This is a genomic window from Tsukamurella sputi, assembly GCF_007858445.1.
In the GTDB taxonomy this organism is placed as follows: Bacteria; Actinomycetota; Actinomycetes; order Mycobacteriales; family Mycobacteriaceae; genus Tsukamurella; species Tsukamurella sputi.
The window spans coordinates 1-26,890 of record NZ_VIGV01000004.1 but is presented as its reverse complement, the minus strand read 5'-3'; the positions used below and the strand labels follow the sequence as shown (position 1 = coordinate 26,890).

The 26,890-nt window shown below is 71.3% G+C and carries 40 protein-coding genes, 1 tRNA gene and 1 pseudogene; 34 read left to right on the top strand and 8 right to left on the bottom strand.

Going from position 1 to position 26,890, the window contains the following annotated elements; all coding sequences use genetic code 11:
• Window positions 1-5 precede the first annotated feature (5 nt).
• Window positions 6-1,172, top strand: coding sequence for a beta-mannosidase (locus tag FK268_RS12920; protein ID WP_193560281.1), 1,167 nt, complete (start codon window positions 6-8; stop codon window positions 1,170-1,172).
• Here the strand turns inward: FK268_RS12920 and FK268_RS12915 are convergent.
• From FK268_RS12915 to FK268_RS12890, 6 genes are all read right to left on the bottom strand, one after another.
• Window positions 1,145-2,800, bottom strand: coding sequence for a glycosyltransferase family protein (locus FK268_RS12915; RefSeq protein ID WP_231707066.1), 1,656 nt, complete (start codon window positions 2,798-2,800; stop codon window positions 1,145-1,147). The genes FK268_RS12920 and FK268_RS12915 overlap by 28 nt on opposite strands.
• On the bottom strand, window positions 2,797-4,263 hold the full coding sequence (locus FK268_RS12910) for a glycosyltransferase (RefSeq protein ID WP_146434660.1): 1,467 nt from the start codon (window positions 4,261-4,263) through the stop codon (window positions 2,797-2,799). The genes FK268_RS12915 and FK268_RS12910 overlap by 4 nt, the downstream gene beginning before the upstream one ends.
• On the bottom strand, window positions 4,260-5,747 hold the full coding sequence (locus tag FK268_RS12905; RefSeq protein WP_146434659.1) for a YfhO family protein: 1,488 nt from the start codon (window positions 5,745-5,747) through the stop codon (window positions 4,260-4,262). Before FK268_RS12905 ends, FK268_RS12910 begins: the two co-directional genes overlap by 4 nt.
• A complete protein-coding gene (locus FK268_RS12900; RefSeq protein WP_146434657.1) occupies window positions 5,740-7,650 on the bottom strand; it encodes a hypothetical protein in 1,911 nt (636 codons plus the stop codon). The genes FK268_RS12905 and FK268_RS12900 overlap by 8 nt, the downstream gene beginning before the upstream one ends.
• Window positions 7,651-7,741: 91 nt before the next feature.
• Window positions 7,742-8,230 (bottom strand): GNAT family N-acetyltransferase, encoded by a 489-nt coding sequence (locus tag FK268_RS12895; RefSeq protein ID WP_146434655.1) that lies wholly within the window; start codon window positions 8,228-8,230, stop codon window positions 7,742-7,744.
• A 9-nt stretch (window positions 8,231-8,239) separates the two neighbouring features.
• Complete coding sequence (locus tag FK268_RS12890) at window positions 8,240-8,650, bottom strand: VOC family protein (protein ID WP_146434653.1); 411 nt, start codon at window positions 8,648-8,650, stop codon at window positions 8,240-8,242.
• 163 nt (window positions 8,651-8,813) lie between these two features.
• On the opposite strand from FK268_RS12890, the gene FK268_RS12885 reads away from it, so the two are divergent.
• Window positions 8,814-10,073 carry an SLC13 family permease gene (locus tag FK268_RS12885; protein WP_146434651.1) on the top strand — a complete coding sequence of 420 codons (1,260 nt, stop codon included), beginning with the start codon at window positions 8,814-8,816 and terminating at the stop codon, window positions 10,071-10,073.
• A 7-nt stretch (window positions 10,074-10,080) separates the two neighbouring features.
• Here the strand turns inward: FK268_RS12885 and FK268_RS12880 are convergent, their stop codons facing one another.
• Window positions 10,081-10,959 carry a crotonase/enoyl-CoA hydratase family protein gene (locus FK268_RS12880; protein WP_146434649.1) on the bottom strand — a complete coding sequence of 293 codons (879 nt, stop codon included), beginning with the start codon at window positions 10,957-10,959 and terminating at the stop codon, window positions 10,081-10,083.
• A gap of 42 nt (window positions 10,960-11,001) precedes the next feature.
• Here FK268_RS12880 and FK268_RS12875 point away from each other — a divergent pair.
• Window positions 11,002-11,073: transfer RNA gene (locus FK268_RS12875), tRNA-Thr, on the top strand.
• A 51-nt stretch (window positions 11,074-11,124) separates the two neighbouring features.
• On the opposite strand, the pseudogene FK268_RS25215 reads toward FK268_RS12875, so the two are convergent.
• Window positions 11,125-11,343: pseudogene (locus FK268_RS25215) on the bottom strand (helix-turn-helix transcriptional regulator); the annotation flags it as partial.
• A gap of 149 nt (window positions 11,344-11,492) precedes the next feature.
• Between FK268_RS25215 and FK268_RS12865 the strand changes: the two are divergent.
• The 31 genes from FK268_RS12865 to FK268_RS24815 all read left to right on the top strand — a co-directional run.
• Window positions 11,493-11,681, top strand: coding sequence for a hypothetical protein (locus tag FK268_RS12865; protein WP_146434647.1), 189 nt, complete (start codon window positions 11,493-11,495; stop codon window positions 11,679-11,681).
• On the top strand, window positions 11,678-12,130 hold the full coding sequence (locus FK268_RS12860; protein ID WP_146434645.1) for a hypothetical protein: 453 nt from the start codon (window positions 11,678-11,680) through the stop codon (window positions 12,128-12,130). Before FK268_RS12865 ends, FK268_RS12860 begins: the two co-directional genes overlap by 4 nt.
• On the top strand, window positions 12,127-12,372 hold the full coding sequence (locus tag FK268_RS12855; protein ID WP_146434643.1) for a hypothetical protein: 246 nt from the start codon (window positions 12,127-12,129) through the stop codon (window positions 12,370-12,372). Before FK268_RS12860 ends, FK268_RS12855 begins: the two co-directional genes overlap by 4 nt.
• Window positions 12,369-13,190 carry an exonuclease domain-containing protein gene (locus FK268_RS12850; protein ID WP_146434641.1) on the top strand — a complete coding sequence of 274 codons (822 nt, stop codon included), beginning with the start codon at window positions 12,369-12,371 and terminating at the stop codon, window positions 13,188-13,190. The genes FK268_RS12855 and FK268_RS12850 overlap by 4 nt, the downstream gene beginning before the upstream one ends.
• Window positions 13,191-13,395: 205 nt before the next feature.
• Complete coding sequence (locus tag FK268_RS12845) at window positions 13,396-13,659, top strand: hypothetical protein (protein ID WP_146434639.1); 264 nt, start codon at window positions 13,396-13,398, stop codon at window positions 13,657-13,659.
• Entirely contained in the window at window positions 13,656-13,943 is a 288-nt protein-coding gene (locus tag FK268_RS12840; protein WP_146434638.1) for a hypothetical protein, read from the top strand. Before FK268_RS12845 ends, FK268_RS12840 begins: the two co-directional genes overlap by 4 nt.
• Complete coding sequence (locus FK268_RS12835; protein ID WP_193560280.1) at window positions 13,940-14,779, top strand: PD-(D/E)XK nuclease-like domain-containing protein; 840 nt, start codon at window positions 13,940-13,942, stop codon at window positions 14,777-14,779. Before FK268_RS12840 ends, FK268_RS12835 begins: the two co-directional genes overlap by 4 nt.
• Window positions 14,772-15,809 carry a recombinase RecT gene (locus FK268_RS12830; RefSeq protein WP_158636105.1) on the top strand — a complete coding sequence of 346 codons (1,038 nt, stop codon included), beginning with the start codon at window positions 14,772-14,774 and terminating at the stop codon, window positions 15,807-15,809. The genes FK268_RS12835 and FK268_RS12830 overlap by 8 nt, the downstream gene beginning before the upstream one ends.
• A gap of 6 nt (window positions 15,810-15,815) precedes the next feature.
• The gene (locus tag FK268_RS12825; RefSeq protein ID WP_146434632.1) at window positions 15,816-16,250 is read left to right on the top strand and encodes a DUF7171 family protein; all 435 of its coding nucleotides are present in this window, start codon (window positions 15,816-15,818) and stop codon (window positions 16,248-16,250) included.
• An 80-nt stretch (window positions 16,251-16,330) separates the two neighbouring features.
• Complete coding sequence (locus tag FK268_RS12820; RefSeq protein WP_146434630.1) at window positions 16,331-16,597, top strand: hypothetical protein; 267 nt, start codon at window positions 16,331-16,333, stop codon at window positions 16,595-16,597.
• A complete protein-coding gene (locus tag FK268_RS12815) occupies window positions 16,594-16,788 on the top strand; it encodes a hypothetical protein (RefSeq protein WP_146434628.1) in 195 nt (64 codons plus the stop codon). Before FK268_RS12820 ends, FK268_RS12815 begins: the two co-directional genes overlap by 4 nt.
• On the top strand, window positions 16,785-17,030 hold the full coding sequence (locus tag FK268_RS12810; protein WP_146434626.1) for a hypothetical protein: 246 nt from the start codon (window positions 16,785-16,787) through the stop codon (window positions 17,028-17,030). The genes FK268_RS12815 and FK268_RS12810 overlap by 4 nt, the downstream gene beginning before the upstream one ends.
• Complete coding sequence (locus tag FK268_RS12805) at window positions 17,027-17,347, top strand: hypothetical protein (protein WP_146434624.1); 321 nt, start codon at window positions 17,027-17,029, stop codon at window positions 17,345-17,347. The genes FK268_RS12810 and FK268_RS12805 overlap by 4 nt, the downstream gene beginning before the upstream one ends.
• Before the next feature lie 13 nt (window positions 17,348-17,360).
• The gene (locus tag FK268_RS12800; RefSeq protein ID WP_146434622.1) at window positions 17,361-17,684 is read left to right on the top strand and encodes a hypothetical protein; all 324 of its coding nucleotides are present in this window, start codon (window positions 17,361-17,363) and stop codon (window positions 17,682-17,684) included.
• Entirely contained in the window at window positions 17,681-18,025 is a 345-nt protein-coding gene (locus FK268_RS12795) for a DUF4326 domain-containing protein (RefSeq protein ID WP_146434620.1), read from the top strand. Before FK268_RS12800 ends, FK268_RS12795 begins: the two co-directional genes overlap by 4 nt.
• Window positions 18,022-18,204, top strand: coding sequence for a hypothetical protein (locus tag FK268_RS12790; protein ID WP_146434618.1), 183 nt, complete (start codon window positions 18,022-18,024; stop codon window positions 18,202-18,204). Before FK268_RS12795 ends, FK268_RS12790 begins: the two co-directional genes overlap by 4 nt.
• Window positions 18,201-18,479 carry a hypothetical protein gene (locus tag FK268_RS12785; protein WP_146434616.1) on the top strand — a complete coding sequence of 93 codons (279 nt, stop codon included), beginning with the start codon at window positions 18,201-18,203 and terminating at the stop codon, window positions 18,477-18,479. The genes FK268_RS12790 and FK268_RS12785 overlap by 4 nt, the downstream gene beginning before the upstream one ends.
• The gene (locus FK268_RS12780; protein WP_146434614.1) at window positions 18,476-18,862 is read left to right on the top strand and encodes a hypothetical protein; all 387 of its coding nucleotides are present in this window, start codon (window positions 18,476-18,478) and stop codon (window positions 18,860-18,862) included. Before FK268_RS12785 ends, FK268_RS12780 begins: the two co-directional genes overlap by 4 nt.
• A gap of 65 nt (window positions 18,863-18,927) precedes the next feature.
• The gene (locus tag FK268_RS12775) at window positions 18,928-20,019 is read left to right on the top strand and encodes a hypothetical protein (protein ID WP_146434613.1); all 1,092 of its coding nucleotides are present in this window, start codon (window positions 18,928-18,930) and stop codon (window positions 20,017-20,019) included.
• Between the two features lie 144 nt (window positions 20,020-20,163).
• Window positions 20,164-20,409: an FDXHR family putative zinc-binding protein gene (locus FK268_RS12770; protein WP_146434612.1), complete on the top strand. Its 246-nt coding sequence runs from the start codon at window positions 20,164-20,166 to the stop codon at window positions 20,407-20,409.
• A 24-nt stretch (window positions 20,410-20,433) separates the two neighbouring features.
• Window positions 20,434-22,107: a hypothetical protein gene (locus FK268_RS12765; protein WP_146434611.1), complete on the top strand. Its 1,674-nt coding sequence runs from the start codon at window positions 20,434-20,436 to the stop codon at window positions 22,105-22,107.
• Window positions 22,104-22,328 carry a hypothetical protein gene (locus tag FK268_RS12760; protein ID WP_146434610.1) on the top strand — a complete coding sequence of 75 codons (225 nt, stop codon included), beginning with the start codon at window positions 22,104-22,106 and terminating at the stop codon, window positions 22,326-22,328. Before FK268_RS12765 ends, FK268_RS12760 begins: the two co-directional genes overlap by 4 nt.
• Window positions 22,325-22,876, top strand: coding sequence for a hypothetical protein (locus FK268_RS12755; RefSeq protein WP_146434609.1), 552 nt, complete (start codon window positions 22,325-22,327; stop codon window positions 22,874-22,876). The genes FK268_RS12760 and FK268_RS12755 overlap by 4 nt, the downstream gene beginning before the upstream one ends.
• Window positions 22,873-23,247, top strand: a complete 375-nt coding sequence (locus FK268_RS12750) for a hypothetical protein (protein ID WP_146434608.1) — start codon at window positions 22,873-22,875, stop codon at window positions 23,245-23,247. Before FK268_RS12755 ends, FK268_RS12750 begins: the two co-directional genes overlap by 4 nt.
• 40 nt (window positions 23,248-23,287) lie before the next feature.
• Complete coding sequence (locus tag FK268_RS12745) at window positions 23,288-24,058, top strand: metallophosphoesterase (RefSeq protein ID WP_146434606.1); 771 nt, start codon at window positions 23,288-23,290, stop codon at window positions 24,056-24,058.
• A 2-nt stretch (window positions 24,059-24,060) separates the two neighbouring features.
• Complete coding sequence (locus tag FK268_RS25760; RefSeq protein WP_231707065.1) at window positions 24,061-24,564, top strand: YegP family protein; 504 nt, start codon at window positions 24,061-24,063, stop codon at window positions 24,562-24,564.
• Window positions 24,564-24,851: a hypothetical protein gene (locus tag FK268_RS12735; RefSeq protein WP_146434604.1), complete on the top strand. Its 288-nt coding sequence runs from the start codon at window positions 24,564-24,566 to the stop codon at window positions 24,849-24,851. The genes FK268_RS25760 and FK268_RS12735 overlap by 1 nt, the downstream gene beginning before the upstream one ends.
• A complete protein-coding gene (locus tag FK268_RS12730; RefSeq protein ID WP_146434602.1) occupies window positions 24,848-25,912 on the top strand; it encodes a hypothetical protein in 1,065 nt (354 codons plus the stop codon). The genes FK268_RS12735 and FK268_RS12730 overlap by 4 nt, the downstream gene beginning before the upstream one ends.
• Window positions 25,905-26,300 carry a DUF7336 domain-containing protein gene (locus FK268_RS12725; protein WP_146434600.1) on the top strand — a complete coding sequence of 132 codons (396 nt, stop codon included), beginning with the start codon at window positions 25,905-25,907 and terminating at the stop codon, window positions 26,298-26,300. The genes FK268_RS12730 and FK268_RS12725 overlap by 8 nt, the downstream gene beginning before the upstream one ends.
• A complete protein-coding gene (locus tag FK268_RS12720; RefSeq protein WP_146434598.1) occupies window positions 26,297-26,629 on the top strand; it encodes a hypothetical protein in 333 nt (110 codons plus the stop codon). Before FK268_RS12725 ends, FK268_RS12720 begins: the two co-directional genes overlap by 4 nt.
• Window positions 26,626-26,890 (top strand): hypothetical protein (locus FK268_RS24815; RefSeq protein ID WP_205124481.1); only part of this gene is annotated, 265 nt, incomplete at its 3' end. The genes FK268_RS12720 and FK268_RS24815, both read left to right, overlap by 4 nt.

Sequence of the window (26,890 nt, the reverse complement as noted above, 5' to 3'; positions counted from 1 at the left end):
GTCCCATGACGCGCGTGGGCACGAGGGCTCTGCTGGCGGTGCTCACCTGCCTGGCGCTGGTGGCGTGCACGCCGCCCCCGGAGCCCGGACCGGGGCCGTCGGCGGCGGCGCGGGTCCGCGCGGCGGGCACCGGGCTCATCCTCGACGGCGCCCCGTGGTGGCCGCTCGGCGTCAACGCGTACCAGCTGGGCACGGACTGGTCGGTCAACGCCGGCTGCGGCGCCCAGACCGACCTCGACGCCTACTTCGGCTCGCTCCCGCCCCGCACGCTGACCCGCTTCTGGCTCTTCGCCGGCCAGGCGCGGGACCGCACGGGTGCCCTCGACTTCGGCCCCCTCGACCGGGTCTTCGCCGCCGCGCGCCGCCACGATCAGCTGCTGTTACCGGTGCTGGGGAACGGCGAGGGCGCCTGCGACGGCGGGTTCAAACAGTCCGGCTGGTATCGCGGCGGGTGGCGCACCGACACCGCGGGCAGCCGCACGTTCCCGGAGTGGATCGACACCGCGGTGCGCCGGTGGCGTTCCGAGCCGACCGTGGCCGGGTGGTCCCTGCTCAACGAGGCCGAGGTGTCGGACTGCGGCGACGCCGCGTGCACGTGGAGCGCACGACGGTGCCCCGCCGACGCCGGCCCCGTGCTCCGCTCCTTCGTCACCGACGCCTCGGCGCTCGTGCGCCGGCTCGACCCCGACCGCCTCCTGTTCGCCGGTATCGCCGGCGGCGGCCAGTGCGGCGCGGCGGGCGACGACTACCGGGCGTTGTCGGCGCTCCCCGCCGTGGACGTCGCCGAGTACCACCACTACGCGAGCGACGGCGCGACCTTCCCCGGCAGCCCCTACGACGGTCTCGCGGTGCGCCTGCGGCAGACCGCACAGGTCGGCAAGCCCTTGTTCATCGGGGAACTCGGCATGGACGCCGGCTCCGGCTGCGCCGTGAGCCGGGAGGCGCGGGCGGGCATCGTCGAGCGGAACACCGCGCGCCTGCGGGAGGCGGGCGCCGCGGGCGTGCTCCTGTGGTCGGCGGTGCCGGATCGTCGGATCAGCGGCTGCACGATGGACATCGGCCCCGACGATCCCGTCTGGCCCGTCGTGGCCGCCGCGGCGACCCGCACGCCGCCCTCCCCGCCCGTGCCGCCGGCGTCCGCGTCTCAGGAGCCCGCGCCGAGCACGCGGTAGAGCCGCCAGTCGGGCTGGTCCGGGGCGTCGTTGCGCGCCTCCACCTCGAGCTCGGCCACACCGGCGCCGTTCTCGAAGAGGGTCGGGTAGCGCAGGTTCAGCGCATCCGCCTCGCCACGGCCGGTCGGCGGCACCGTCAGCAGGTAGCGCACGCCGTGCCGGGTCGGCGCGTTCACCGCCTGCGTGAAGTCGGGGTCGGCCGTCTCGATGAACTGCAGCGGCCGCTGCGACCGCGCGACGATCGCGAACCCGGAGGCCGTGTCCACGGCCACGCTCGCCCGGGGCAGCCCCTTCGCGTCGAGGTACTCCGCGATCCGGCGTTCGGTGGCGAAGGCCAGCGCGGTGCGGCGGGCGCGGTCCAGCTCGGGGCCGGTGTCGGCCGGGCCCGCGAAGACGGTGCGCAGAGCGAACTCCTGGGCGGCATAGATGGGCGAGCCCATGCCCACCGTCGTCACGGGCAGCGCGGCCACGAGGGCGAGCACCGCCACCGTCGGGGCCACGACGGACCGGCGCGGCGGGCCCGGCGGTGCGCCCATCCACCGGAAGCGACCGGGTCGCGGGGAGGTGACGGCCCGGCCCGCGGGCGTCGCGAACAGCGCGAGGATCGCAGCCAGTGGGATCGCCGTGATGGTGAAGCGGAGGAAGCCGAAGGTGCCGCCGCTGAGGAAGGTCGCCGTCTGGAACAGCAGGACCGCGCCGAAGACCGCGAGCGGCGCGGCCAGCACCACCGGACGCCGGCGCTGCACGACCGCGGCGCACACGAGCAGCACCGGCAACGTGGGCGCCAGGATCACGAAGGACATGGCGGACATCGCCGCCGGGGAGGCGGCGGCACCGTCGGCGCCCCCGGTCTGCGCGAGGATCGCGCTGTTGCCGTACCGGGAACTGAACTGGGCGAACAGGTCGCCGGTGATCATCCAACCCGCCAGGGCCCAGGCGAGGAAGGCCGCGAGGCCCGGCGCCGCCACCAGGTTCAGGTCCATGAAGGCGGTGCCGAAACGGCGCTCGCCGCGGGCCCGGCGCCAGGTGATCACGAACACCAGCACGCCGGCGGCGGCGGTGGCCACGGCACCGTCGTACCGGGTGAGGTAGGCCAGGGCGAGGGCGATCCCCGCGACGATCAGCTCGTGCACATCGTCGTCGTCCGCCCAGCGGATCAGCCGGCGCACCGCCCAGACCAGGAAGAACAGGCACGGCGCCTCGCTCATCCCGTTCGCGGCGTAGAAGACGATCATCGGATTCACGGCGAAGACGACGACCACGGGCACCCGCACGAGGGCCCGCACCCCGCGATCGCGGGCGATGCCGTCGAGCTGGACCACCGTGCCCGCCGCGAACAGCGCGGAGACGATCACCGCCGACATCCCGTCGACGGTGAGCCACGGCGCGATCGGATCGAGCGCGACCAGCGGCAGCTGCGCCAGTGCCGTCAGCGGCGGGAAGACGAAGCCGAGCGAGGTCAGGCCGGGGCTCTGCCCGTGCACCGCCGACGAGGCGGAGGCGACGCGCGCCAGAGCGTCGCCGAGCAGGATCTGGTGCCGGGCCGTGACCACCACACCGGCGAGCAGGTACAGCGCCGACGCGAGCAGGAAGACGACGGTGCCGGGCCGGCGCAGCGCGGCCCTCACGACGATCCCCCGGGCGGCTTGCTGGCCGACAGTCCGTGGAAGGTCTTCTCCCAGTACGACGGGTTGCGGATCAGCTGGTAGGTGCCCTTGATGGCCGCCACCGACATCATCGCCCAGTACCCGGGCACCAGCAGCGCCGGCCAGAACAGGTCCGGCCGGTGGTCCTCGCGGATCGTCACCAGCGTCATGTACACCGTCGACAGGTTGCCGATCACGAGCGAGGCGAGCGCCGGGTAGTAGACCAGCGGCCCGAAGAGCTCGCGGATGATGGAGTACTGGCCGAAGAACCACAGGATCATGAGCAGCCAGAAGGCCATGTTCATACACGCGATCAGCGGCGTACCCGCGAGCAGTGTGGTGAACCGCAGGAAGCCCTTGGCGCCCAGCTCGCGGACCAGCCGCACGGGGTGCCGGGTGTGCACGAGCCAGGTCTGCAGGTACCCCTTGTACCAGCGCGAACGCTGACGGACCCAGTTGATCCCGTCGATGTTCGCCTCCTCGTAGGTCACCGAGTCCAGCACCGCGGTGCGGTAGCCGCGGGCCGCGATCCGCACACCCAGGTCGGCGTCCTCGGTGACGTTGAACGGATCCCACGAGCCGATCTCGTCGAGCACCGACCGGCGCAGGTGGTTCGACGTTCCGCCCAGCGGGATCGGTGAATCGCTCGCCATCAGACCGGGGAGGATGTAGCCGAACCACACCGCGTAGTCGGCCGTGAACCACGCCGCCAGCACGTTGTCCGAGGCGTTGTGGAAATTGAGGTTCGACTGCACGCAGGCCACGTCGTCGTCGAGATCGGCGAAGGCGACGGCCGTGCGGCGCAGCTGCAGCGGATCGGGCAGGTCCTCGGCGTCGTAGATGGTGATGATCTCGCCGTCGGCGAAGTGCAGGCCGTAGTTGCACGCCTTCGGCTTGGTCCGCGGGTCCGCAGGCGGCACCAGCACCACCGTCACCAGATCGTCCTCCGCCACCTCCCGGGCGGCGTCGATGGTGACCTGGTCGTCGGCCTCCAGGAGCAGCAGCACCTGCAGCTTCTCCGCCGGGTAGTCGAGCGAGCGCATCGCGGCGATGAGCCCGCCCACCACCTCGGGTTCGTCGTAGGCGGGCACGAGGACGGTGTAGCTCGGCAGGTCCGCGTCCGGTACCGCCCGCGCCCGCTCGTCGGACACCCGGATCCCGGCATTGGTCAGCCCGCGGCGGAACAGCAGCAGACGGTCGACGAGGGTCACGACGTACGCGACGGTCGCGACGGCCACCAGCACGCGCAGCGTCCCGACGAGGTCGAAGACCCCCGCTACCAGCACCACCGCGACGAGGCCCAGCAGCAGGTTGCGCTGCCACGGGTAGAAGGCCACCGACGCCGAGGCGTCCGGGTCGCGCTCGCGCAGCCCATCGACCGCGTCGTGCAGCGCGGCCGCGCGCAGGGCGGGATCGCTCAGCCCGTCGGAGCGCCGGGCCGTCATGCCGAAGCCCCGGGACGCAGGCGGGCGGCGATCATCCGGTTCGCGGTGAGCGTGAGCAGTTCGTCGTCCTTCAGCTCCCCCGAGAAGTCCCGGATCACCAGGTTGCCGCGCAACAGCACCGAGGCGAGGGTGCCGAGGTTCTTCGCGGCCGTCGGCCGGGCCAGGGGGAAGGTCGCCGACTCGCGATGGTCGTCGACGGCGATCATCGACACCGACTCGACGGTCCCGTCCCAGTGCCACTGCCACGACAGCCGGGTGTAGGAGACGCGGGTGCGGTCGTCGACGATGTTGGTCTTCGCGCCCAGCACGCCACCGTCGAGCAGCGCGTCGGCGGGGTAGCTGAACCGGCTGCCGTTCGCCTCGTACAGCAGGAGCAGCGGATACACGCCCAGCGTGATGGGGCGGCGCGTGCGCAGCGTGTCGACGACGATCGTGCGCGGCCGCTGCAGCGGGTCCCAGCGCAGGTCGCCCTGGGCCTGCCGCCAGGTCTGCCGGGTCAGTGTGGCGCCCGGTCCGTAGTACTGGCTCACCCAGTCGGTGCTCGTCTCGCCCAGCCGGTTCCAGCCGGCGGGCGGCTCCAGCGTCCGGTCGGCGACGGTCACGGCGCCGCGGTAGGTCTCGCCGGTCACCGTCGGCGTCGGGACGAAGGCGAGTCCCGCGGCCACGACACTGATCACGGCGGCGGTCTTGAGCCCGTTCGGCACCGTCGGGGCGCGGACCGTGCGTGCGAGCGGGTGCCAGTCCGGCGACCGTCGCCGCCGTTCGGCGTACAGGACGAGCGACCCGGTCAGCGCCGCGGCCGTGGCCGGGATCAGCACGTAGAGGTGCTGATCGGCGCCGGGCGCGAGCAGGGCGAGCACGGCCAGCGCGATCAGCCCGCCGATCCCGCCGACCGCCGCGCCGAGGAACGCCCGGCGGCGGGTGCTCCCCGTCGCGACCGCGGCCGCGAGCATGCCGAAGCCGATGTACGCGGCGCCCAGCGCGACCGACGAGGCGCCGAAGGTGATCGCCAGGACCCGGTTCGGCAGCGGGAAGATCCCGAGCGCGACGACCCACACCCAGCGGTAGCGGGCCGTCGGGCGGGTGCCGAACAGCAGCACCGAGCAGCCGAGCAGGAACAGCCACGCCGCCAACAGGTCCAGGTGCAGCGTCAGGTAGACGGGCGAGAAGCGCGGCACCAGCATCACCTGGAAGCCGACCGCCAGGATCAGCACCACGGTGCCCACGATGAGATCGGTCTGCCGGTCCTTGATCGGCGGGCCGGGATCCGCGTACGCCGTCACCCCGACGAAGGCGATCAGCATCAGCAGCGGGACCAGGTAGATGTAGACGATCTCGGTGTGCGCCGAGGCCTCCAGCAGCACCGTCCGCCAGGCGCCGTGGAAGGCGACGGCGGTCGCGACCAGCAGGAACACCCAGCGCAGCACCGGTCGGATCAGCCGCCCCCGGTCGCGGCCGCGCTCGACCGTCGTCGGCTCAGCCACGACGGCGGCGGCGCACGAGCACGACGGCCGCCGCCACCGCGAGCAGCACCGCCACCGCACCGGCCGCGGCCGCCGCGGCCACCCATCCACGGTCGGACGACGACCTCGCGGCCGCCGGTGGTGCCGTGTTCAGCTGCACCGGTTCGGCGTTCGGGGTCTGCAGCAGGACGTCGCCGGTCCGGGTCGGCCACCGGGTGGGGTCGGCGGCGAGCCAATCGAGTTCGGCGTCGAGCAGGCCGGGTTCGCCGTTCGACGTGGCCACCACGAGGGTGCGGTCCGCGTCGGCGATCACCTGCAGCGACGCGGCGCGCAGCTGGGGATCGAGGCGGAGGACGACCTTCGCACCGTCGGGCCGCGCGGCCTCGATGGTGCCGCCCGACCCGGCCCGCACGCGCAGCGGCAGGTCGGCGGAGCGGGCACCGTCGGCGTCGATGAACAGGGCGGGGACGCGCGACCGGACGGCCTCGTCCGCGTCGACCACGTCGACCCCGAGCGGCGCGCGGGCCATCCGCCCGAGCGCGGAGACCACGGCCACGGCGCGGCGCACGTCGGGCAGGTCGCCGCGGGTCCAGGCGACCTGCATCCGGGGCATGAGCGCCTGCGGCAGGGATTGGAAGCCCGACGGGGCGGGCGGCGAGGCGGTGGCGCGCCGGATCTCCGACGAGCCGTCGACCGAGAGCGTCGCGGCACCGCCCTCGCCGCAGCCGCCGCGCGCGACGGGACGGTCGAGCGCGACGGTGAGCGCCGTGTAACGCGCGAGCAGGTCGTTCGGCACGTCGACCCAGCGGTCGAAGGTCCCGGTGGCGTCGGCGGGCCAGGACGCGAGCGTCCGGTCCCCCGCGGAGACGACGACACGGCCGGCCTCGCCCGTGGTTCCGGGGCTGTAGGTGCCGGCGAGGCGGACCCGGACGTCGCGGACCGGGCCGCCGAGCTGCGTCTGGTCGATCCCGACGGTCACCGTGGGCCGGTACAGCGCCGTGGCGGTGAGGGTCCCGATGCCCAGCTCGTCGAGGGTGCCCATGACGCGGGGCAATTGCGGCGCGGCCACCGGCTGTTCGACGAGGACGCCCGACGAGGCGGCCAGCGGCGCGAGATCGGAGGTGAGCAGCGCCGCGGTCCGGGTCAGGTCGTCGGCGCTGCCGCCGAGCACCGCGTAGGTGCCGGAAGCCCCAGTGCGCAGCTGGAAGCTCCGGGGCTCGGTCCCCGAGATCACGATCTGCCGCTCGAAGGGCGATGTGGTGCCCGCCGCCCCGCCCACCGGGATCGCGCCGGTCGTGACGGTGAGCGGCGCGCCCGGGTAGTGCGCGGACAGCGCGGCCGCGAGCCGGACGGCCGCGGCGCCCTCCTCGCGGGTGGGTCGCGCGGGGAGCAGCAGCGAAACGCGGCTGAGCACGGGCGGGAGGAAGTCGGCGGCGGTCGTGGGCTGAGCGGGAGCACCGGCGTAACCGACGGACGTGTCCGTCAGCCGCAGGGCGTCGGCATCGTCGAACAGGCACTGTCCGTCGGCCTGCAGCCAGGTCCGCAGTGTGACCGTGGTGGAGACCTGCTGCGGGCGGATCCCGGTCAGGGGCAGGACGATCGGGGCGTTCGCGGCGGGCCGCGGCACGACGGTGCGCGAGAGCGTCCGGCCCTCCTGCAGTACGTCGACGGTGACGGAGGAGACGAAGGGCGGAGCCGTCACCCGCGCGCGGAGCTCCGCGGGGAGCGCCCCGCGGGGCGTCGGGACGGCGAGAGTGCGAGTGGCCTGCAGGCCGGGGAGCACCACGGTCCCGGAATCGCCCGTGGCCGCGAGGGGCAGCACGACCGCGCCGGTGTCCGGGTCGGCGTGGGCCGGCGCCACCGCCGCGAACTGCGTCAGGACGATCGCGGCCGCGACGAATGCGCGCACCCTGGATCTGTTCATGGTCACCCGCTCCGAGTCAATGTCTCATGCGACATCGTAATCTGAGAAGGTTTGCAGAACCACACCGGCGCGCGGGCGCCGCCCCGGAGAGCTAGAGAATGCGCTGCATGAGTACCAGATCGAGCCAGCGACCGAATTTGACTCCGACCTGCGGCATCTGACCGGTCACGCGGAAGCCGAGCTTGCGGTGCAGCGCGACCGAGGCATGGTTGGACTCCTCGATCGCGGCCACCACGACGTGCACGTCGGACTGCTGCGCCCGCTCGATCAACGCCAGCATCAGCGCCTCGGCGATCCCGCGGCGGTAGAAGCCGTCCGCGACGTAGACCGAGTTCTCGACGGTGTGCCGGTACCCCGACTTGGCGCGGAAGGGCCCGTACGTGGCGTAACCGGCCAGGTCACCGTCGACGATGGCGACGAGGACGGGGAAGCCCGCGCCCTGCCGCTCGGCCAGCCAGGCCTCCCGCTCCGCGAGATCCGCCTTCTCCTCGGACCAGATGGCGGTCGAGTTCTCCACGGCATCGTTGTGGATGACGAGGATGGCAGGCAGGTCGGCCGGCTGCGCGTCGCGGATCTCCATGGGGCCAGCTTATTGCTCGGCGACGAAGATGCAGAACGGGTGCCCGTCCAGGTCGGCGTAGACGCGCAGCGGATCGTCCGGGTCGTCGATCCGGTCCTCGACCAGCGTGCCGCCGAGTTCGAGGACGCGGTCGTGGTGCTCCGGCATCTCCGCGAGGTCGCGGGCCGCGAAGTCGAGGTGCAGTTGCTGCGGCACGTCCATCGACGGCCACGTGGAGCGGGCGAACGCCGGGACCGTCTGGAAGGCGAGCACGCGGCGGCCGTCCACATCGACGAGCACGATGAAGTCCGGATCGTCGATGCCGGCACGCGGCTCGGTGCCGGGGAGGTAGTCGAGCCCGAGGAGCGCGCGGTAGAACTCGGCGGACCGTCGTGCGTCCGCGGCGTCGAGGACGACCTGCCGGAAACGAGGAGAAGCCATGACTCGACGATAGCCGTCGGGGCATTTCCCCCGAACGGGGACGAACCGTCCCGCAACTCGACGCGGTACCGATGAGCAGCGCAGCACGCGAGTAGTTTCGCAACGCAATGTCCTGCTCCGCGGCTGCCCACCGGGCGCGGCGGGCCTTCGGAAGGAGTCGCCGATGACCGCGCCGCAGATCCTTTCGCTCGTCCTGCTCGTGGCGGTCCTGATCGTCGCGATCCTCCGGCGCATGAACATCGGCGTCCTCGCACTCGCCGCCGCACTGCCGGTGCTCGCCTTCTCCGGTTTCGAAGCGAAGGCCATGTACACGGCCTTCCCCGGCGACATCTTCGTGCTGATCGCCGGCGTCTCGCTGCTGTTCGCGCACTTGGAGCGCAGCCGCGCGCTGGAGTTGTTCGTGGATCGGGTGTACGCGGCGATCGGCGAACGGCACGGGCTGATCCCGTGGGCGGGATTCGCCATCGGTGCCGCGTTGTCGACCGCGGGCGCGTTCTCGACGGCCCCGATCGCCTTCCTCGTGCCGATGATCGCGCACGTCGGGGTGCGCTCGCGACGAACCTTCCTGATCAGCGAGCTCGCGGTGGTCATCGGCGCCAACTCGGCCGGCCTGTCGCCCCTGAACCCGACGGGCGCAGTCGTGCGCGCGGCGGCGACCAAGGCGGGCGTCACCTACTCCGGGTGGGGCCTGTGGGCGGTGTCCATGACGGTCGCGGTGATCGTCGTCGCCGCCCTGCAGGCGCTCACCGTCCTCGCGCGCAGGCGCGGACACCCCGTCGAAGCCACCCCGGCGCCCGCGGCGGCGGAGAAGCACGACGCACCGTCGAACCCCTGGTACATGGCCGCGTCCGGCGCCGCGCTGCTGACCTTCGTCCTGCTGGTGGTGCTCGCCAAGACGGACGTCGGCGTCAGCGCGATGTGCCTGGCCGCAGCGCTGCAGATCGTCTTCCACGCGCACGCCGACGAACGGTCGCTGCTCGCCCGCATCCCGTGGAACTCGATCCTGCTGCTCTGCGGACTGCTCACCTACCTCGGCCTGATGCAGAAGATCGGCACGATGGACTCGATCGCGCACATCCTGCAGCACCTCGGGACCGGGGCACTGCTGATCCTGGTGATCGCCTACATGACCGCGCTGCTGTGCAACATCGAGAGCTCGACGCTCGGCGTGCTCGGCCTGATGATGCCGATCGCGTTCGGTTCCTTCGGGCACACCGGCGTCGTCTTCTGGGTGACGGCGGCGGTCTGCGTCCCGTCCGCGCTGATGGTCATGAATCCCATCCATGTGGCGGGCACGCTGATCATCGGCAACACCGCGCACGACGAGCAGGACGTGCTGTTCCGGCGGCTCCTCACGCTGGCCGCGACCCTGGCCGTCATCGTCCCGGGCCTGCTGAGCCTGATCCCGATCGCGCTGCTCTGATCGGCGCTCAGTCGACGACGATGCGCGGCACCTCGGAGGCCTTCGACGTGAACTCGGGTGCGCGCTTCTCGAGGAAGGCGGCCACGCCCTCCTTGCCGTCGCCGATCGACGTGTAGTACATGCCGAGCGAATCCATCAGGTGCTGATCGAGCGGCTTCGCGGCGCCCAGGCCGCGGTAGATCATCTGCTTGTTGATCGCGACACCCGCGGCGGAGCGGCCCTTGACCCACGAGCGGGCGAGGTCCTGGGCGGCGGGGACGAGCTCGTCGGGCTCGTGGATGCTGCGGACCAGGCGGCCGTCGCGCGCCTGCTCGGCGGTGAGGATGTCGGCGGAGTAGACCCACTCGAGGGCCTGCGCGGGGCCGACGATGCGCGGGAGGAACCAGCTCGAGCACGCCTCCATGACGATGCCGAGGCGGCCGAAGACGAAACCGATGCGCGCCTTCGTCGAGGCCAGGCGGGTGTCCATCGCGAGGGTCATGGTCGCGCCGATGCCGACGGCCGGGCCGTTGATCGCCGCGATCACGGGCTTGGGCAGCGAGTGGATCGCCAGGGTGAGCTTGCCGCCGGTATCGCGCACGCCGGTGTTGTAGGGCTCCTGGTCGTAGGCGGCGGCGAACTCCTCCGGCGTCGGCTGCACCGACTCGTCGAGACCGAAGACGTTGCCCTCGCCGGTGAGGTCCATACCGGCGCAGAAGGCGCGGCCGGCGCCGGTGACCACGACGGCGCGGATGTCGTCGTCGTGCGCGTGCACCTCGAAGAACTCGGTGAGCTCGCGGGCCATCGTCACGCTGAAGGCGTTGAGCTGATCCGGGCGGTCCAGAACCAACGTGGCGATGCCGTCGCCGTCGATGGTCCAGCTGATGGTCTCGAAGGATGCACTCATGCCGGTCACGATATGCTGTGCCCCGCGGGCCGCAGGGCCCATGCCTCCCTAGCTCAGTGGTAGAGCACCGCTCTTGTAAAGCGAAGGTCGTCGGTTCGATCCCGACGGGGGGCTCAAAACACCGTCACCTGGGCCGTTGTCCGGTGCCGGCGCCTCGCCGGTGAGCAGCCAGGTAACCGGCACGCCGGTCGCCAGCGCCCAGGCGTTGACGGTGATCCGGCGCGGCACGGTAGCACCCGTCTCGGCGTTGCCGATGGAGTTCCGCGCGACGCCGATCATGTCGGCGAGCGCGGCTTGGCTGAGTCCTGCCTCGGTGCGGGCAATCATGAGTCGATGGCGCAGCTCAATTTTCGGAGCGCTCCCCTGATCGTATGCGCTGGTCATGTTGCCCAGCTTAGAACATAATCCCGGAATACGCCAGATCCCTCTTTGGAAGCTACCAGCGCGCCTCTTGGGCATATCCCCATTGTTGCGGTACTACTGGGTATATGCCCAACGTAGAAGCAAGCCCCCCGCCCCAGCCCTCCGACGAGGTGACCGCATCCGAAGCCGCCCGCATCTCGGGCGTGACTCGCCGCGCGATCAACCAGGCCATCGCCGACGGCCGCCTCCAGACCACCCGCAAGCTGCCCGGCCGCACCGGCGCTTACCTGCTCAGCCTCGATGAGGTCCGCAAGTACGCGGAGCTCACCCGCAAGAAGGACAAGGCGGTGTCGGCATGAGTCTCCGAACCTCTGACTTCGAGCGCGTCGCGCGCCTCCGCCCAGAACTCGGCCTGGTGCGCCTGCCGGGCGACGACTACTACTCGCGGAACCCCGACGGATACGTCTACGCGCTGTCTCTCGCCGACGGCGGCGTGAAGTTCGGTCGCACCCAGAGCCCGCACAAGCGGCTGCTGGCCCTCCGAACGCTCGGCGAACCCCGCGAGGCGTGGGTGTCCCGAGCTCACGTGGGCTGGATCCAGTCGGAAGCGCGCATCCTCCGCGAGGTCCGCACCCTACTCACTCCCGCGCCTCAGCGCGGCGAGCTGTGGGACCACCTCACCTTCGACGACGCCGTAGCGCTCTGCCGGGCTGTCGTCTCCGGGCGAGAGCCGCGATTCCCGTTCGCTTCGGTCCCGCTGATCCAGGCCGCCAACGCGCGCCTGTTCGCGGATCGAGACGCCGCGTGACCGCCCCGGTCGTCGACGAAGTGCCGGACCGGACGCTCACCGCGCCGGACGGTACGGAGGTCAGGCTGTCCACGATGACGCGCTGGCACTTCGGGATGTGCCGCGAGGCGAAGCTCCTCACGCTGGTGGAGCGACTGGTCGTGGCGCGGCGGCTGGAGGGCCTGGACGGGCAGTACCCGCCTCTCGGTGAGGTGCAGCTGGTGAGCATGGCGCGGGTCGGCATCCTGGTGGGTATCCCGTGAGCCTGTGGACCGACGCGCCGCTGACGTACCTGGATACGGAGACGTCGGGCCTGCCGATGGAGTCGTTCATCGTGACGGCGTGCATCGGTGACCTCGGCGCGGACCCGAACGAGGACGGTGTGCCGCTGCAGTTCCTCCTCACGCCGCCGGACGGCCTGGAGATTCCCGAGGGTGCGACGAAGGTCCACGGCGTGACGACGGAGCACGCCCGCACGTTCGGCACGCCGTACGAGGAGGGCCTGGCGATGATCGCCGAGGCGCTGAACCGCGCGGCCCGGAACGGCCGGGCGTGGGTGGCGTACAACGCGGCGTACGACATCTCGCTGCTGGTGTGTGAGTGCGCCCGCGTCGGGATCGACCTGCTGCGTCCGCAGCTCGTGATCGACCCGCTGGTGATCGACAAGGCGGTGGACCCGAAGCGCACCGTCGAGGCGACCAGCATGAAGGGCAACCTGTACCAGAAGAAGGCGCCGCGGAACCTAGTCGACGTGTCGGCGCGGTACGGCGAGCCGTTGGACGAGAAGGCCGCGCACGACGCGGTCGCGGACGCGGTGGCGGCCGGCGCGGTGGCGCGGGTGATGCAGCGGCGTGTGGCTGCGGCTCCGGCGGATGCGAGCCCGCTGGTGCGGTGGCTCGCGGGGCTCGACGCGGCTGGGCTGATGCGGTGGCAGGCCGAGCGGCACCGCGAGCAGCAGGAGGAGCGGCGCGCGGATCAGCGTGCGGGCGGCCACGGCGATACGGCTGAGTTCGGCTGGCCGCTCTATGAGTCGGCGTCCGCGCTGATCGCGCGGCGGCGTGAAAACGCGCGTCTTGGTTGACCGAATACCTACCCCATTTGAGAGGACAAGTCCCTGTGAACGATTACGAGTTCAGGCGGGGTGTGGAGCGGTCGGAGGCCGCGCACCTCGACCGGTATCTGGAGGGGCCGACGCCGGGCGCGTGCTGCGCGTGCGGACGGCCGTGCGACCGGCTCGCGGACCTCTGCGACCGCTGCGAGGACGTCGCGGCGGGGAGGGCCGCATCATGACGGTTCAGCACGAGGTGCGCGCTCACCTGCCCGGCGAGCTCCCCGCGGGCTGGGACGCGAGGCTCGCGGACACGCTGGCCGAGAACCCGAACTGCTGGGTTCGGGTGCCGGGTGACGGCCAGATTCCGCCGACCAACACCGGGACGGTGCTCCTCGACACGATCGTGGAGAAGAACGTCCTGCACGGCCACCTGTCGATCGACACGTACTGGTACCGCCGCGACCTGTACTTCCGCCTCAGCGTGGTGGAGGCATCGTGATCGAGCTGGAGTTCATCGGCCCGGTGCTGCCGCCGCGGGTGCCGGAGTGGTGCGAGGACATCGCGGACGCGCTGGTGCGGGGCGCCGCCACGCACCCCGGGCAGTGGGCGCGGTTCCCGCGCACGGGTGAGCCGGGCGCGAAGAAGATGCGGCACGAGGTCGCCGTGTTCATGGAGCACTTCCGCGCCGCCGACGGGTACCTCGTGCAGCAGCGCGGCGGGGCCTGGTTCGCGCGGTTCAAGCCGCCGACGGAGCTCGGCCCGCGCGCGAAGGTCACCCGGTGACCGCGCGGGAGCCGGGCGTCTACGAGGACGTCCCGGACACCGACTACCACGATGACCTGGTCTCCCTGTCGAGTTCGGGGGCGCGCACCCTGCTGAACGACTCGCCCGCGCGGTTCGCGTACGACCGCGAGCACGGCAGCGGACCGAAGCGGACGTATGACCTCGGGCACGCCGCGCACCGTCTCGTGCTCGGTGCTGGGTCGGAGCTCGTCGAGGTGAAGTTCGAGAACTACTTGACGAAGGCCGCGAAGGAAGCGAAGGCCGACGCGTACGCGCAGGGTCTGGTTCCGTTGCTGTCCAAGGAGATGCGTGTCGCTGAGGCGATGGCCGCGAAGGTCCGCGCTCATCCTGTCGCGGCGATGCTCTTCGAGGCCGGCCGACCGGAGGTGTCGCTGTACTGGACCGACGAGGCGAGCGGCGTGCAGCTCCGGGCGCGCCCGGACTGGCTCCCGGCTCGGCCCGGCCGGCTCATCATCACGGACTACAAGACCACCGTGACCGCGCACCCGCGCAAGTTCGCGCGGAAGGCCGCCGACTACGGCTACCACCAGCAGGCCCCGTGGTACATCGACGGCGCCATCGCACTCGGCCTGGACGAGGACCCCGCATTCGTGTTCATCGCCCAGGAGAAAGAACCTCCCTACCTCGTGTCCGTCGTCGAGCTCGACGCGGCGGCCATCGCGGAGGGACGCCGGCTCAACCGGCAAGCGATCGACCTCTACGCGCAGTGCGTGGAGGACAACGAGTGGCCCGGGTATGGCGACGGCGTGGAACTGCTGTCGCTGCCCTCCTGGGCCGCGCCCCGAGGAGACGAAGGAACCCCCCTCTATGTCTGACCAGTACCAGCCCGTCGGCCAGCAGCTCGCCCCGCGCCAGCAGCCGTCCCCGATGCAGAATCTCCAGGGCCTCATCCGCCAGATGGCGCCGGAGATGCAGAAGGCGCTCCCGAAGCACATGACCGGCGAGCGTATGGCGCGTATCGCGACCACCGTCCTCCGGCAGACCCCGAAGCTCGCCGAGTGCACCCCCGAGTCGTTCCTCGGCGCACTGCTCACAGCCGCGCAGCTCGGGTTGGAGCCCGGCCCGCTCGGCGAGGCGTACCTCGTGCCGTACGGCCGCACGGTGACGTTCATCCCCGGCTACCGCGGGCTCATCAAGCTCGCTTGGCAGTCCGGGCAGCTCCAGGACATTCACGCGCAGGTCGTCTACGAGAACGACGAGTTCGACTACCGCCTCGGCCTGCACCGTGACCTCGTGCACGTCCCCGCGCGCGGCGACCGCGGCAAGGCGGTCTACGTGTACGCCGCCGCCGTGATGAAGGACGGCGGCACCGCGTTCGAGGTCATGTCCGTCGGCGAGGTCGAGGCGATCCGCGCCCGCTCCCGGTCGGGGAACAACGGGCCGTGGAAGACCGACTGGTCGGCTATGGCCCGGAAGACCGCGGTGAAGCAGCTCGCGAAGTGGTTGCCGTCGTCGGTGGAGCTCCGCACGGCGGTCGCGCTCGACGAGACGGCCCGCGACGGTACGGACCGGTCGCTGCCGTCGGTGGTGGACGTGTCCGCGGGGCCGGAGCTGGACCTCACGCCGGAGACGCCCGCGATCGACGCGGCCTCGGAGGACGTGGAGGCCGCGGTCGACGTGCCCGCCGAGCCGAAGCCGCAGGCCGCCGCGCCGGCGGCGAAGAAGGCCACGAAGGTGCAGATCGCGAAGGTCGAGGCCATCGCGGCGGAGCAGAAGTTCGACGCCGCGTTCATGCCGGAGGCGCTGGCGAACTGGACGCAGCGCGACGGCGCGACCCTCGACGACCTCACGAGCGACGAGGCCAACCAGATCATCTCGATTTTCACCACCACCGAAGGGAAGTAACGAATCATGGCTGAGATCAACACGATCGACGGCGAGTCCGAGGGCGCCGGGTTGTGCAAGTGGAAGTTCGCCGGGTCGCCGGAGGACATGTTCGAGCACCACCCGAAGGTCGGGGAGATTCGCGTGCTCACGATCACCGTGGAGTGCACGTCGACCGGCACCGAGAAGCTGGCATCCGGCACCCGCCAGTTCGCGAACTTCAAGGTGCGGGAGACGAACGTCGGCACCGCGGGAACGCTGAAGGGAATGAAGGGCACGGGCGAGATTCCCGGGCAGACGAGCATCGAGGACGAGCTGGGCGACGAGCCCCGCCCGGACCTCGGCGACTATCGGCCGGACGAGCCGGGCGGCGACTGGGTGCCGCCGGCCGATCAGGTCGGGAAGGACGGCGAGGGCCGCGCGCCCGACAACGTCCGCGGCATGTTCTCCGATCCCGCGTAGCCCCACCCCTCCCCGAGTCTCGGCGGCGCCGCGTGTCCACTCCGCGGCGCCGCCGGGCACCACCCCCGATCGGAACCACCATGAACGCCGAGCAGTACCTCACGGACGTCGCCGCGCGCTGTGACCAGCTCGTCACCGAGATGTACGAGGCCGAAGACCTCGCGCAGGTCCAGGCCGACGTTGCGGTCATCGTCACCACCGCTCCCGAGCTCGCGGTGAACATGCTGATGGTGTTCGCCGCCCAGGCGATGCGCCGTGACCAGCTCCGGGACCGCCGCGTCATCGAGCTCGCGTGGCGCCGGTACGCCACGGGCCGGAGCGTCTGCGGCGAAGTCCCACAGCCATGAACGGCATCCCGGCCGCCCCTCCGTATCTCGTCGTCGCCTCGCTCGTCGACGAGATGGAGGCTCGCGTCGCAGCCCTCTGGCGCGAATACTGCCGCGCCGCCCAGAACGTCCAGATCGACCGCTGCGAACAGATCGACCGCGAGCTCCGCGCAGCGATAGCAGCCCTACCTCATAGGAGAACAGCAGCATGACCGACCACATCGTCCCCCGCGCCGAGGACTTCCCCGACGCCGTCGTCTGGCGCCCCTTCGAGGACGACCCGAAGGCCGAGCTGATCGCGTACCGGCCCGGCGAATCCTTCGATCCCGCCCTCCCCGTGATGCTGCGGATGGGCCACACCACATCCCACCTGTTCGCGCTCACCCGCGAGGACGTGCAGCGGCTGATCGACGCCCTCCAGCAGGCCGACGAGGTCGCCGGAGGTGCAGCATGATCCACCGCCTCACCGTCCCCGGCACCTGGATCGACCGCATTCGCGAGGGCCAGCAGCACGTCATCCTCGCCCAGGCCCGCGACTACCAAGCCGGCGACACCATCCGGCTGATCGACGCCGAGGACAAGTGGAAGTCAACGGACCGCAGGATCGCTCACGTTCTGCACGACAACCTGAAGCTGACCGGCCAGCACGTCGCGCTGTCCCTGGTTGACCCGCTCCGGGAACGCGCCGAGAGCGCGGAGAAGTCGAACGCGCCGTTGCGCGGCACCATCACCCGCCTCACCCGCGAGCTGAAGGAGGCCCGCGATGCCTGATCGCGGCGAGAGCGTGTTTCCGGTATCCAACTGCCCCGGCTGCCGCGCCCGCGTCATCTGGGCAACGGTGAACCCCGAGCTGAAGTCGTCGCAGCGCACCATGTTCGGCGCGCAGCCCGACCCGGCCGGCGACCACGTCCTGGCGCGCGACACGTCGATGCCACGCGGCCGGAAGGGCGAGGTGCAGATTCGCGCCACGAAGGTCCGGCCCGGCCAACGCGCCGGCATGGCCCGCGACGGCTGGGTGTTCTATCGGCTCCACACGTCCGTGTGCCCGAAGCGGGACGAGCTGCGCACCAAGTACGCCGCCGCCCACGCGAAGGGCGGCCGACGATGAGCCGCCAGCAGGCCCTGTTCGCTGTGCCGCCGGATGGCCCGCGCCGCATCCAGCGGCTCCGCACGAAGGGCTGGCACGCGCCCCGCGGGACCGTCTACGTCGGACGCCCCGGGCGGTACGGCAACCCGTTCATCGTCGCCACTCCGAAGAACGGCGGGAACATCACGCCGGAGGCGGCTGTCGCCGAATTCCGTCACGCGCTCATTGAGGGGCGGCTGCAGTTCTCGGTGTCTGAGGTCCGGCGCGAGCTGGCCGGCCGAAACCTCATGTGCTGGTGCCCGCTCGACCAGCCGTGCCACGCTGACGTCCTCCTGGAGCTCGCGAACGGAGACCGACGGTGACCGATCAGAACATGAAGACCGCAGTGGCCGCCGTGAACCGGCTCGCCGACTCCGCTCTGCAGTGCACCCGCGTGCTGACGAACGAGAACATCAGACTCCGCGCGGAGAACGAGCGCCTGCGCGCCGAGGTACACCGTCGGCCGGGCGGATGCTGCTGCGGCCACGAGGAGGCCCCGTGACCAGCTACCACGACCTGGCGCTGGCGAAGGCCGCCCGGCTCGCCGAGCTCCGCGCGCGCTGGCAGAACGGCGACCGCGTCGAATACTTCCCGCCCCTCCCCCGCGGCTTCCGCCCCGGCCCCAGCTGGAAGCCGATCCCGCTCTACGGCCGAATCATCGGCCAGCCCGTCACCGTCGACGGCGTCACCCTCATCGCCGTCACCCTCGACACCCACCAAGCCGTCCACGCCGAACCCGAACGGCTCCGCAACCTCACCCGGAAGGACCAATCGTGACGAACGCGCTCCGCCGCACCCGCATCTGCCTCTCCTGCCGCCGGGACCGGCCGCACCAGGGCCGCGGGCTCTGCTCCACCTGCTACAACTTCGAGAACCGCCACGGCCGCCTCGACCAGTGGCCGCCGCTCGGCCGGACCCGCCGCGCTGGTGTTGGGTCCGCGAAGCCGCTCACGCTCGGCACCGCCCGCCGCGCCGACCCCGTCGTCCTCGACCGTGTCCACCGCGGCGAGCCGGTGCGCGCCACCCACCCCGACGACCGCGCCGCCATCATCGCGACCTACCTCGCCGGCCAGATCACCAAGAACGTCGCCCTGACCGCGATGCACTGCTCCACCGCCGTCTTCGACGCCACCATCAGCACCCTGGAGCGGGCCGCATGAATCCCTGAAAACGCGCTATACGCTGAACCGAAACCCCGCCCCGCATCCCAAGGAGAGGCCCCACGATGGCCCGTGAGTACGCCCGCATCAAGATCAGCATCGCCGACGACGAGGACGTCGAGGGCCTGTCCGTCGACGCCCAGTGGCTCTACTTCCGCGTCCTCATCCCCGACCCCACACTGAACACTGCCGGCGTCGCGGACTGGCGACCGAAGCGGCTCATCGGCAAGGCCGCGGACATGGACATGGGCCGACTCCTCGCGGCTGCCGCGGAGCTGGAGGCCGCGAACTACGTCCTGTTCGACCTCGACACGGAGGAGGTATTGGTCCGCACGTACATCCGTTCCGACCGGCTCCTCGCGAACCCGAAATCGGCCCTCGGCATGGTCCGCGCGTACCGTGCGATCGCGTCCAAGACGCTCCGCTCGGCAGTCGTGAGCGAGGTCCGACGAGAACGGAAGGACAACCCCGACCACGCCGCCTGGACGTCCAAGCTCAGCCGCGAACAGGTGGTGGAACTGGCGGAGCGCACCGCCCTCCAGCCGGGTCAGTACGAGCCCGTTTACGGCGACCTCATCGCCGATCACATCGGTAATCGGAACGGTAATCACATCGCCTATCGGAACGGCGATCCGATAGGCGATGCCGAACCGACCGGATCGCCTATCGCATCGGGTATCGGATTCCCTAAAGCCCTAAGCCCTAAGCCGGAAGCCGAAGAACAGGGGGTTACGGAACAGGGGAACGTTACGAGGGCCGCGTCCCCGAATCCGGCGACGCCCCCACCCCCTCGATGCCCCGAACACCTCACCGAACCCGCGCCCGGCCCCTGCGGGCCGTGCGGCGACGCCCGACGCGCCCACGACCGCTGGAACGACCAAAACGCCGACCGCCTCCGCCGCCAAGCCACCGACCAACGCCGAACCGAACGCGAACACCAAGCCGCCGCACGCCGCACCGCCATCGACGCCTGCACGCTCTGCAACGACGACGGCTACCGCGGCAACCGCGTCTGCGACCACATCGACCGCACCCACACCGCCGCCCGAGGCATCGCCCGAGTCCGCGCCGCACTCGAAAAAGACCCCACCCACACGACAACGGAGACGTCGGAGCCCCCCGCCGACGAGCCCCCGGCTCCCGACACCGAGGCGTGAACACCAGATGCCGATTCCTGCCTTAGGGGCGAGCCATACACGGCCGAACACCGCCTCCCCGGTACCCGTAGGCCGCGGAGCCCTCCCAATCGCTCTCAGCGGCCACCATTACGCGGTTCTAAAACGCGAGGTACGCTTCAATGTGTGCCTACCCCTTTCGGCCCGACATCTCGCTCGTGGATCACGTGCGACTGCGGCGCCCAATGGACCGGGCTTGTCACCTGCCACTGCCCCACCTGCCACTGCACGTTCAGCGGCATCACCGCCTTCGACCGCCACCGCGTCGACGAGCAGTGCGTCACCCCCGGCCTCCGCGGACTCATCCCCCGCTGGAAACGCCCCGGATTCGTCGCCTGGAGCTTCCCCGGCTCCCGAGACCGCAAGCAGTAACCACGCCTACCCCGAGAAGGACTCATGAACGAAGAACTGACCAACATCCACACGCAGCTCGCCGCCCATCAGCAGCAGATCGCCGACGCTCAGCAGCGGTTGACGGCGCTGGAGGCCGGCCGTGGGGCGCAGGCCGGCGGTGACCTGCTGGGGCTGCTCACGACGGCGTTGGGCGTGGCGTCCCGGTTCGCGCGCACTGCGGCTGAGGCGCAGGCCGTGCAGGAGAAGCCGGTGGAGGAGCCGCGGCGGCGGGAGCGTCGTGCTGGTGGTCTGGCTGCGCGGCTGGCTGAGCTCCGCGAGGAGGCTGCGCGGGCGGCGTCGGAGGATGAGCACCGCGACCACATGCGCACGCCGGCTACCAACGGCGGGCCGCTGTTCCCGATCGAGGACCGCAGCGGCTTCCGTACGGACCCGGCCGCCACGTACGCCGGGCAGACCGCGCCACGGCGCACCCTCCCGCCGGAGGCGCCGGTGCGGCTGTGGAACCGGGAGCACACCGACCACCTCGACGTCATCGGGCGCGCAGTGCCCGGCGGGGAGCACGCGATCTGCGTCCGCATCCGCGAGGACCAGGCCGACGACGCCCGCCTCTGGATCGCTGAGCGGTTCGAGGCCGACGAGTCGGTGTTCGTCGCGTGGATGGACCGCGAGTGGGAGCTCGGCCAATACCTGGCCGGCGGGCGACGCCCCGGGCTGCTGCTCACCCTCGACCCGATCCCGAAGCCGCCGCGCGTCGACGAGGTGCTCGGCAAGGGCGTGAACAAGATCCAGGTCAACGCGGAGTCGCCGTACGCCGGGCCGTTCCCGAACCTCGCGAAGGGCGACCGGATCGGCGTCGAGCACCCCGACACCGGTGAGGTCACCACCCACGAGTTCAGCGGCAACCCCGCCCAGCCCGTCGCCGACGAGCCGGACCACGCGGGGCGGTGGCGCGCCGTCGAGACGATGGGCCGCGCCCTGGCCGCCGCCACCGAGCCCCCGTGCGCCTTCCCGCACCCGGACCGGCTCCTCCTCTGCGACCGCCCCGAAGGGCACCAGGGCCCTCACAACGCCGTCGACAAGGCGCACTCCGGCGGCCGGGTCATCATCTGGACCGACCGCGCCGAACTCGGCACCGCAGGCCCAGGCAGCGGCGAGCCCGTCGGCACCGTCACGTCCGGGCTCATCCACGCCACACCCGAGAACCTGTGCTCCGCCGAGCACGACGGATTCGTCTGCTGCATGACCGCCGACCACACCGGCGACCACGTCGCGACCGGCCCGGACACCGTGTACGCCACCTGGCCGGCCGAGCCGGACGTGGACGAGGTGCTGCCGATGCCCGGCGGCCCCAACGACCGACTGAGCCAAGCCGCCCGGCCCTCCATCCGGTTCCACGTCGCCGACGGCGGATCAGCCGAAACCACCAACGTCACCGAGACCCACATTGGGGCTGACGGCCTGTTCGCGCTCGTCCGGTTCGCCGACGCCAACGCCCAACTGTTCCTCCGCCATCGACGGGACACGATCCGCGCCACCTGGAACGGCCGCGACTGGACCGTCCGCGACATCGACCTCCACAGCACCCGCGACACCACCGTCCACCTCGGCCCGCTCCCCGGCGAGCCCGGCGCACCCGACACCAAGACCCCCGCCTACGCGGACCTGTACGCGCGGCTCCCGTACCTCCACGACGCCACCGCCGAGGAGGAGTCGTGATCGTCCTCCAGATCCTCGCCGGCGCCGCAGCATTCCTCATCGTCATGTTCGTCATCGCCGCGATCATCAGCGTCATCGACGACGAGAAGGGCGCCGCATTCGCCCGCCGGATCGGCCAAGCCATCGGCGTCCTCGCCGCCACCAGCCTCGGCATGGCGCTCCTCTGCGGCATCGCCTACCTCGTGCACTTCGCGATCACCGGCGAATGGAGCTTCCAGTGACCACCGTCGTCGGGCTCGACCTCTCACTCACCGGCACCGGCGTCGCCGTCATCACCCCGCTCGGCGCCGAAGTGCACCGCATCGCATCCACCGGACGCAGGGGCGCAACCCTCGCCGAGCGGCACGCCCGCCTCATCCGGCTACGCAACGCCACCCTGAAACACGTCGTCGTCAACGACGCCGACCTCGTGCTCGTCGAAGGCCCCGCCTACGGCATCCGCGCCCAGGAAGGCCGCCACGACATGGCCGGGTATTGGTGGCTCGTCATGGCCGCGCTCCAGCACACCGGCCGCACCGTCGTCGAAGTCCCGCCGACCACCCGCGCCAAGTGGGCCACCGACAAGGGCAACGCGCCGAAGGCCGCCGTCGTCGCCGCCGTCGCGAAGCTCTGGCCCGACGTCACCCTCGTCTCCGACGACTGCGCGGATGCGTTGGCGCTCGCCAGCATCGGCGCGATCCACATGCGGATGGACGTTCCGTTCCGAGTGCTGGAGCGGCACCGCGAAGCCGCCGCGAAACTCGACCTCCCCGAAAGGCCCCCACGATGAGCAAGTACCAGCGCGTGCGCCCGCCGCCCCGCGCAGCTCACCCGGGCGAGAAGACCCCGCAGTGCTGGGCGTTCGGCCGCCGGTGCAAGTACCACTGCCCGCCGTGCCAACCCGTCCCCCAGGGCGGCCCCGGCCCGGTCATCGCCCGCCGCCGAGTCTGCCGACGCTGCGAGACCTTCCCCGACCAGCCGCTCGCGGCCCGCGGACTCTGCCGCCGCTGCTACAACGCCTGCCGCGCCGCCGGCGAACTCGACGACTGGCCGCGGATGCCAACCGAACCGATCCCGAACGCCCGCTACATCCCCACCCTCGTACCCCGCCGCCGCTGGAACGGATGGGGCTACGAAATCCGATACGAGGTGCCCACGTGAACCGTTACCCCCTCCCCGCCCGCCCCGAAAGGACCACAACGTGAGGTACTACACCGCCGACCTGCACCTCGGGCACCAACTCGTCGCCGACACCCGCCAGTACGACAACACCGACGTCCACGACTCCGCGATCCTCAGCAAGCTCCACGCCCTCAACCCGAAGGGCGACCAGCTGTACATTCTCGGCGACCTCTCCGGCGGCTCCAAGCGCGCCACCGAACGGGCCCTCGACCTCCTCGCCGAAGTCCCCGTCACCAAGCACCTGATCCTCGGCAACCACGACCCCGCCCACCCGATGCACCGCGACGCCTGGAAGTGGCAGCGCCGCTACCTCGACGTGTTCGAGAGCGTGCAGCCGTACGCCCGGCAACGGTTCACCGTCGACGGCCAGCGGCACGAGGTGCTGCTGTCGCACTTCCCCTACGGCGGCGACCACACCGACACCGAGCGGTACAGCCAGTACCGGCTCCCCGACGAGGGCCGCTGGCTCCTCCACGGCCACACCCACTCCGGGAAACGCACCAGCACCCCGCCCGGCGGGCAGTCGTACGGCGCGTGGTGGGACGGCCGCGAGAACTACCAGCTCCACGTCGGCTGGGATGCGTGGCGCCGCCCCGTCTCCGAAGACGACATCGCCGCCCTCATCCGCGAGGGAACGCCCAACACCCCGGACCTGCAGGCAGAGCTCGCGGAGTCGCTGCGCCGGCACCGCGGTCTCCGCGGGCATCCCGCGATCCCGATCCCCACCACCGTCCCCGAGCAAACTGCCGCCCGATTCACCGGCCCCACCATCACACCCGAGGAGAACTGACCATGCCCGAGAACATGACCGACGCCATCGCCTACACCGAGAAGCCCACGCCCGAGAAGTACGCCGTCGTGTGGCCGCTGCCCGACGGCCGGATCGAGTACCCGGGCGCCGACTACGTGAGCTACGACGATGACGGCTACCTCACCGTCGGCCAGCGCCTCGTCCCGCCCGGCTCGTTCACGTTCGGGCCCCACACCGCGGTCATCGCGATCTGGGCGCCCGGCACCTGGGAGCGGGCGGAGGTCGCCGAGCGCATCCCCGACGTCGAGCTCCGCCAGGACGAACCCGTCGCGCCGTCCGAGCCCGAGGAGCCCGCGGGCCCGGGCACGTTCGAGGTGTTCGAGGACCCGCGCCGCGACCGCTACCGCTGGCGGCTGAAGACCGCCAACGGTGAAGTCGTCGCCTCCGGCCAGGCGTACGCCTCCCGCAAGGGCGCCCACGCCGGCACCGCCGCCGTGCAGCGCGCCGCCGCAGGCGCCCCCATCATCGATCTGGAGCGCGAGTGATGAGCACCTTCAACACGATCGGCATCGGCCGCGACCACGAACGTCTCGGCATCGTGGCGTACGCGCTGGAGCAGGACGGGCACGGCGCGCTCGCCGCCGCGTACCAGGAGCGCGCGAACACAGAGGCCGAAATCTGGCGGTCGGCGACCGATCTGGGGCAACAGCTCATCCACCTCGCCAAGAGGGACGGTGCGGGCGCCGCCGACCGCGGCGCGGACCTTGCGGCCTGGCTGGTCCGACACGGCTGGACTCCGCCCGCCCACTTCAACGGACGGATCACCGAATGAGGTGGCGCGAGCTCCTGGACACGTACGCCGCCGCCGTGGACCGGCTCTTCGGGCCGCTCACCAACGATCCGCTGCCCTCACCTGAGCGCGCGAAACCGGAAACGCCGCAGGTCAAGCCGATCACCACTGTCGGGGGCTCGCAGGAGTGGAAGGCCCGCATGCTCGCCGCCCGCCGCGAAGCCCTCGCCAACCGCATCGACCAGGGCATCGCCGACGCCCTCGCGGACGCCACCGAAACCATCACCAACCCCTACGCCCAGGAGACCCCCGTGACCACACCCGATCCGGCCGCCGTCGCGCTCGCCGACGCCGCCCCCGACAACGCATTCCGCACCGAAGACGGCGGCGTCCTCGTCCGCCTCGCCGCCGGATGGCTCCGCATCAAGGACGGGTACCACCGCGTGCTGCCGCTCTCCGCCGTCGTCCCGGGGTTCGGCATCGGCCGCAACGCCGTCCCGCTCGTCCCCGAGGTGTACACCCCGAAGTGGGAGACGTACGTGGTCGACGCGGCGCGGGCGGTCGCCGCCGGAGCCCCCGCCCGCAGCGTCGATACTGCCGGCCCCGACCCGAGCACGCCGCCCCGCCGCGTCGTCATCATGCGGGAGGACGAGGTCGGTTCGGCGGCGTGGCTCCGCGACCTCGCCGACCGACTCCACCTGTACCTCATCACCCGGTTCGAGATTCCCGCGGACACCGCTCGTGTCTCCGTAGGCTCCCCCGACTCCATCCGCGATCACGCCAACGAAATCGAGCGCCGGGAGCACCGGGCCGCGCGCGACACCCGCGACCGGGACCGCGTCACCGCCATGCTGCGCGAGCAGGTGACCTACGCCTACAGCAGCACCACCGACACCGTCACCCCCGGAACACCGTTCACCGACCTCCCGCCCAAACTGCAGGACGCGATGGTCGACGACGCCCTGGAGCTGTACCGCGCCGGCCGCGACGACCAGGAGGCCGACGTACGGAACTTCGTGCGCAGCTACTGGGAGCAAGGCGCAGCAGATGCGTCGAAGGCGACCGCCGAACAGTTGCTCGGCGAGGAGGCCGACCGTGCCTGAGCCCACCGAGGTGTACATCGTCACCCGAGGCATCTACAGCGACTACAAGATCGTGCGCGTGTTCCTCGACCGCGCCCAGGCCGACGAGTACGCGAAGATCATGACCGCCACCGACGAATACGCCTGCTACGAGCACGAGGTCGAGGTGTGGCCCATCGGGGTCCCCGCCCCCACGTACGAGGCCAGCGACTTCGCCTACCAGTGGACCCCGGACGAGCAGTTCGAGGAGAACTACGACCGGCACCAGATCCCTGAGGGCGCGCACACCCACGTCGTCGAACGGTCCCCGCAGCGCGTCATCGTCGCCGGGAAGTCCGAGGAGCACGTGCGGAAGGTGATCTACGACGAGGTCACACGGATCAAGGCGGAACAGGCGGGCATCGCATGACCGCACTCCCACCGTTCCCTGTCGATCCGGGCACGCTCGACGCGATCGAAGAGGCGCTGCGGTACTCGGTCAGCGACGAACGGGCCGCCGCGACCGCAACCACCGACGACATCACTGAAGCCGAGATCGCCGGCCACGCGCTCACCCTCGACGACGTCCTCCAGCAGGCCGCCGACCGGCACGTCGACCTGACCAACGTCGACCGCGAGCGCCCCGTGGTCGACGTGCCGCCACTCTATTCCCGCGACGTCGTGATCCTCGCGCTCATCACTGAAGTGCGGCGGCTCCGCGAGCTCGCCGAACGGCTACTCCCGCGGGCCCGCGCATGAGCACCGTCATCGAGTGCGGGGCGTGCTGGGCGAAAGCCGTCCGGCAGGTCGCCCCACGCAAGGGCATCGCCCTCTTCACCACCTACCGGCTCCTGCTCGCCGAACACGACCGCGCCGCCGACCGCGGCCAGGAGTGGCTATGTCAAGTTGATCTGGCCCCGGTAGGGCGGTTTCATTCGGCCCCACCTGAGTGGGGCCCTGAGCCGCTAGAGTCCGGGGTGTGGATGGGCGGCCGCGGGTGCGCAGTGTGGTTGCGCCGAC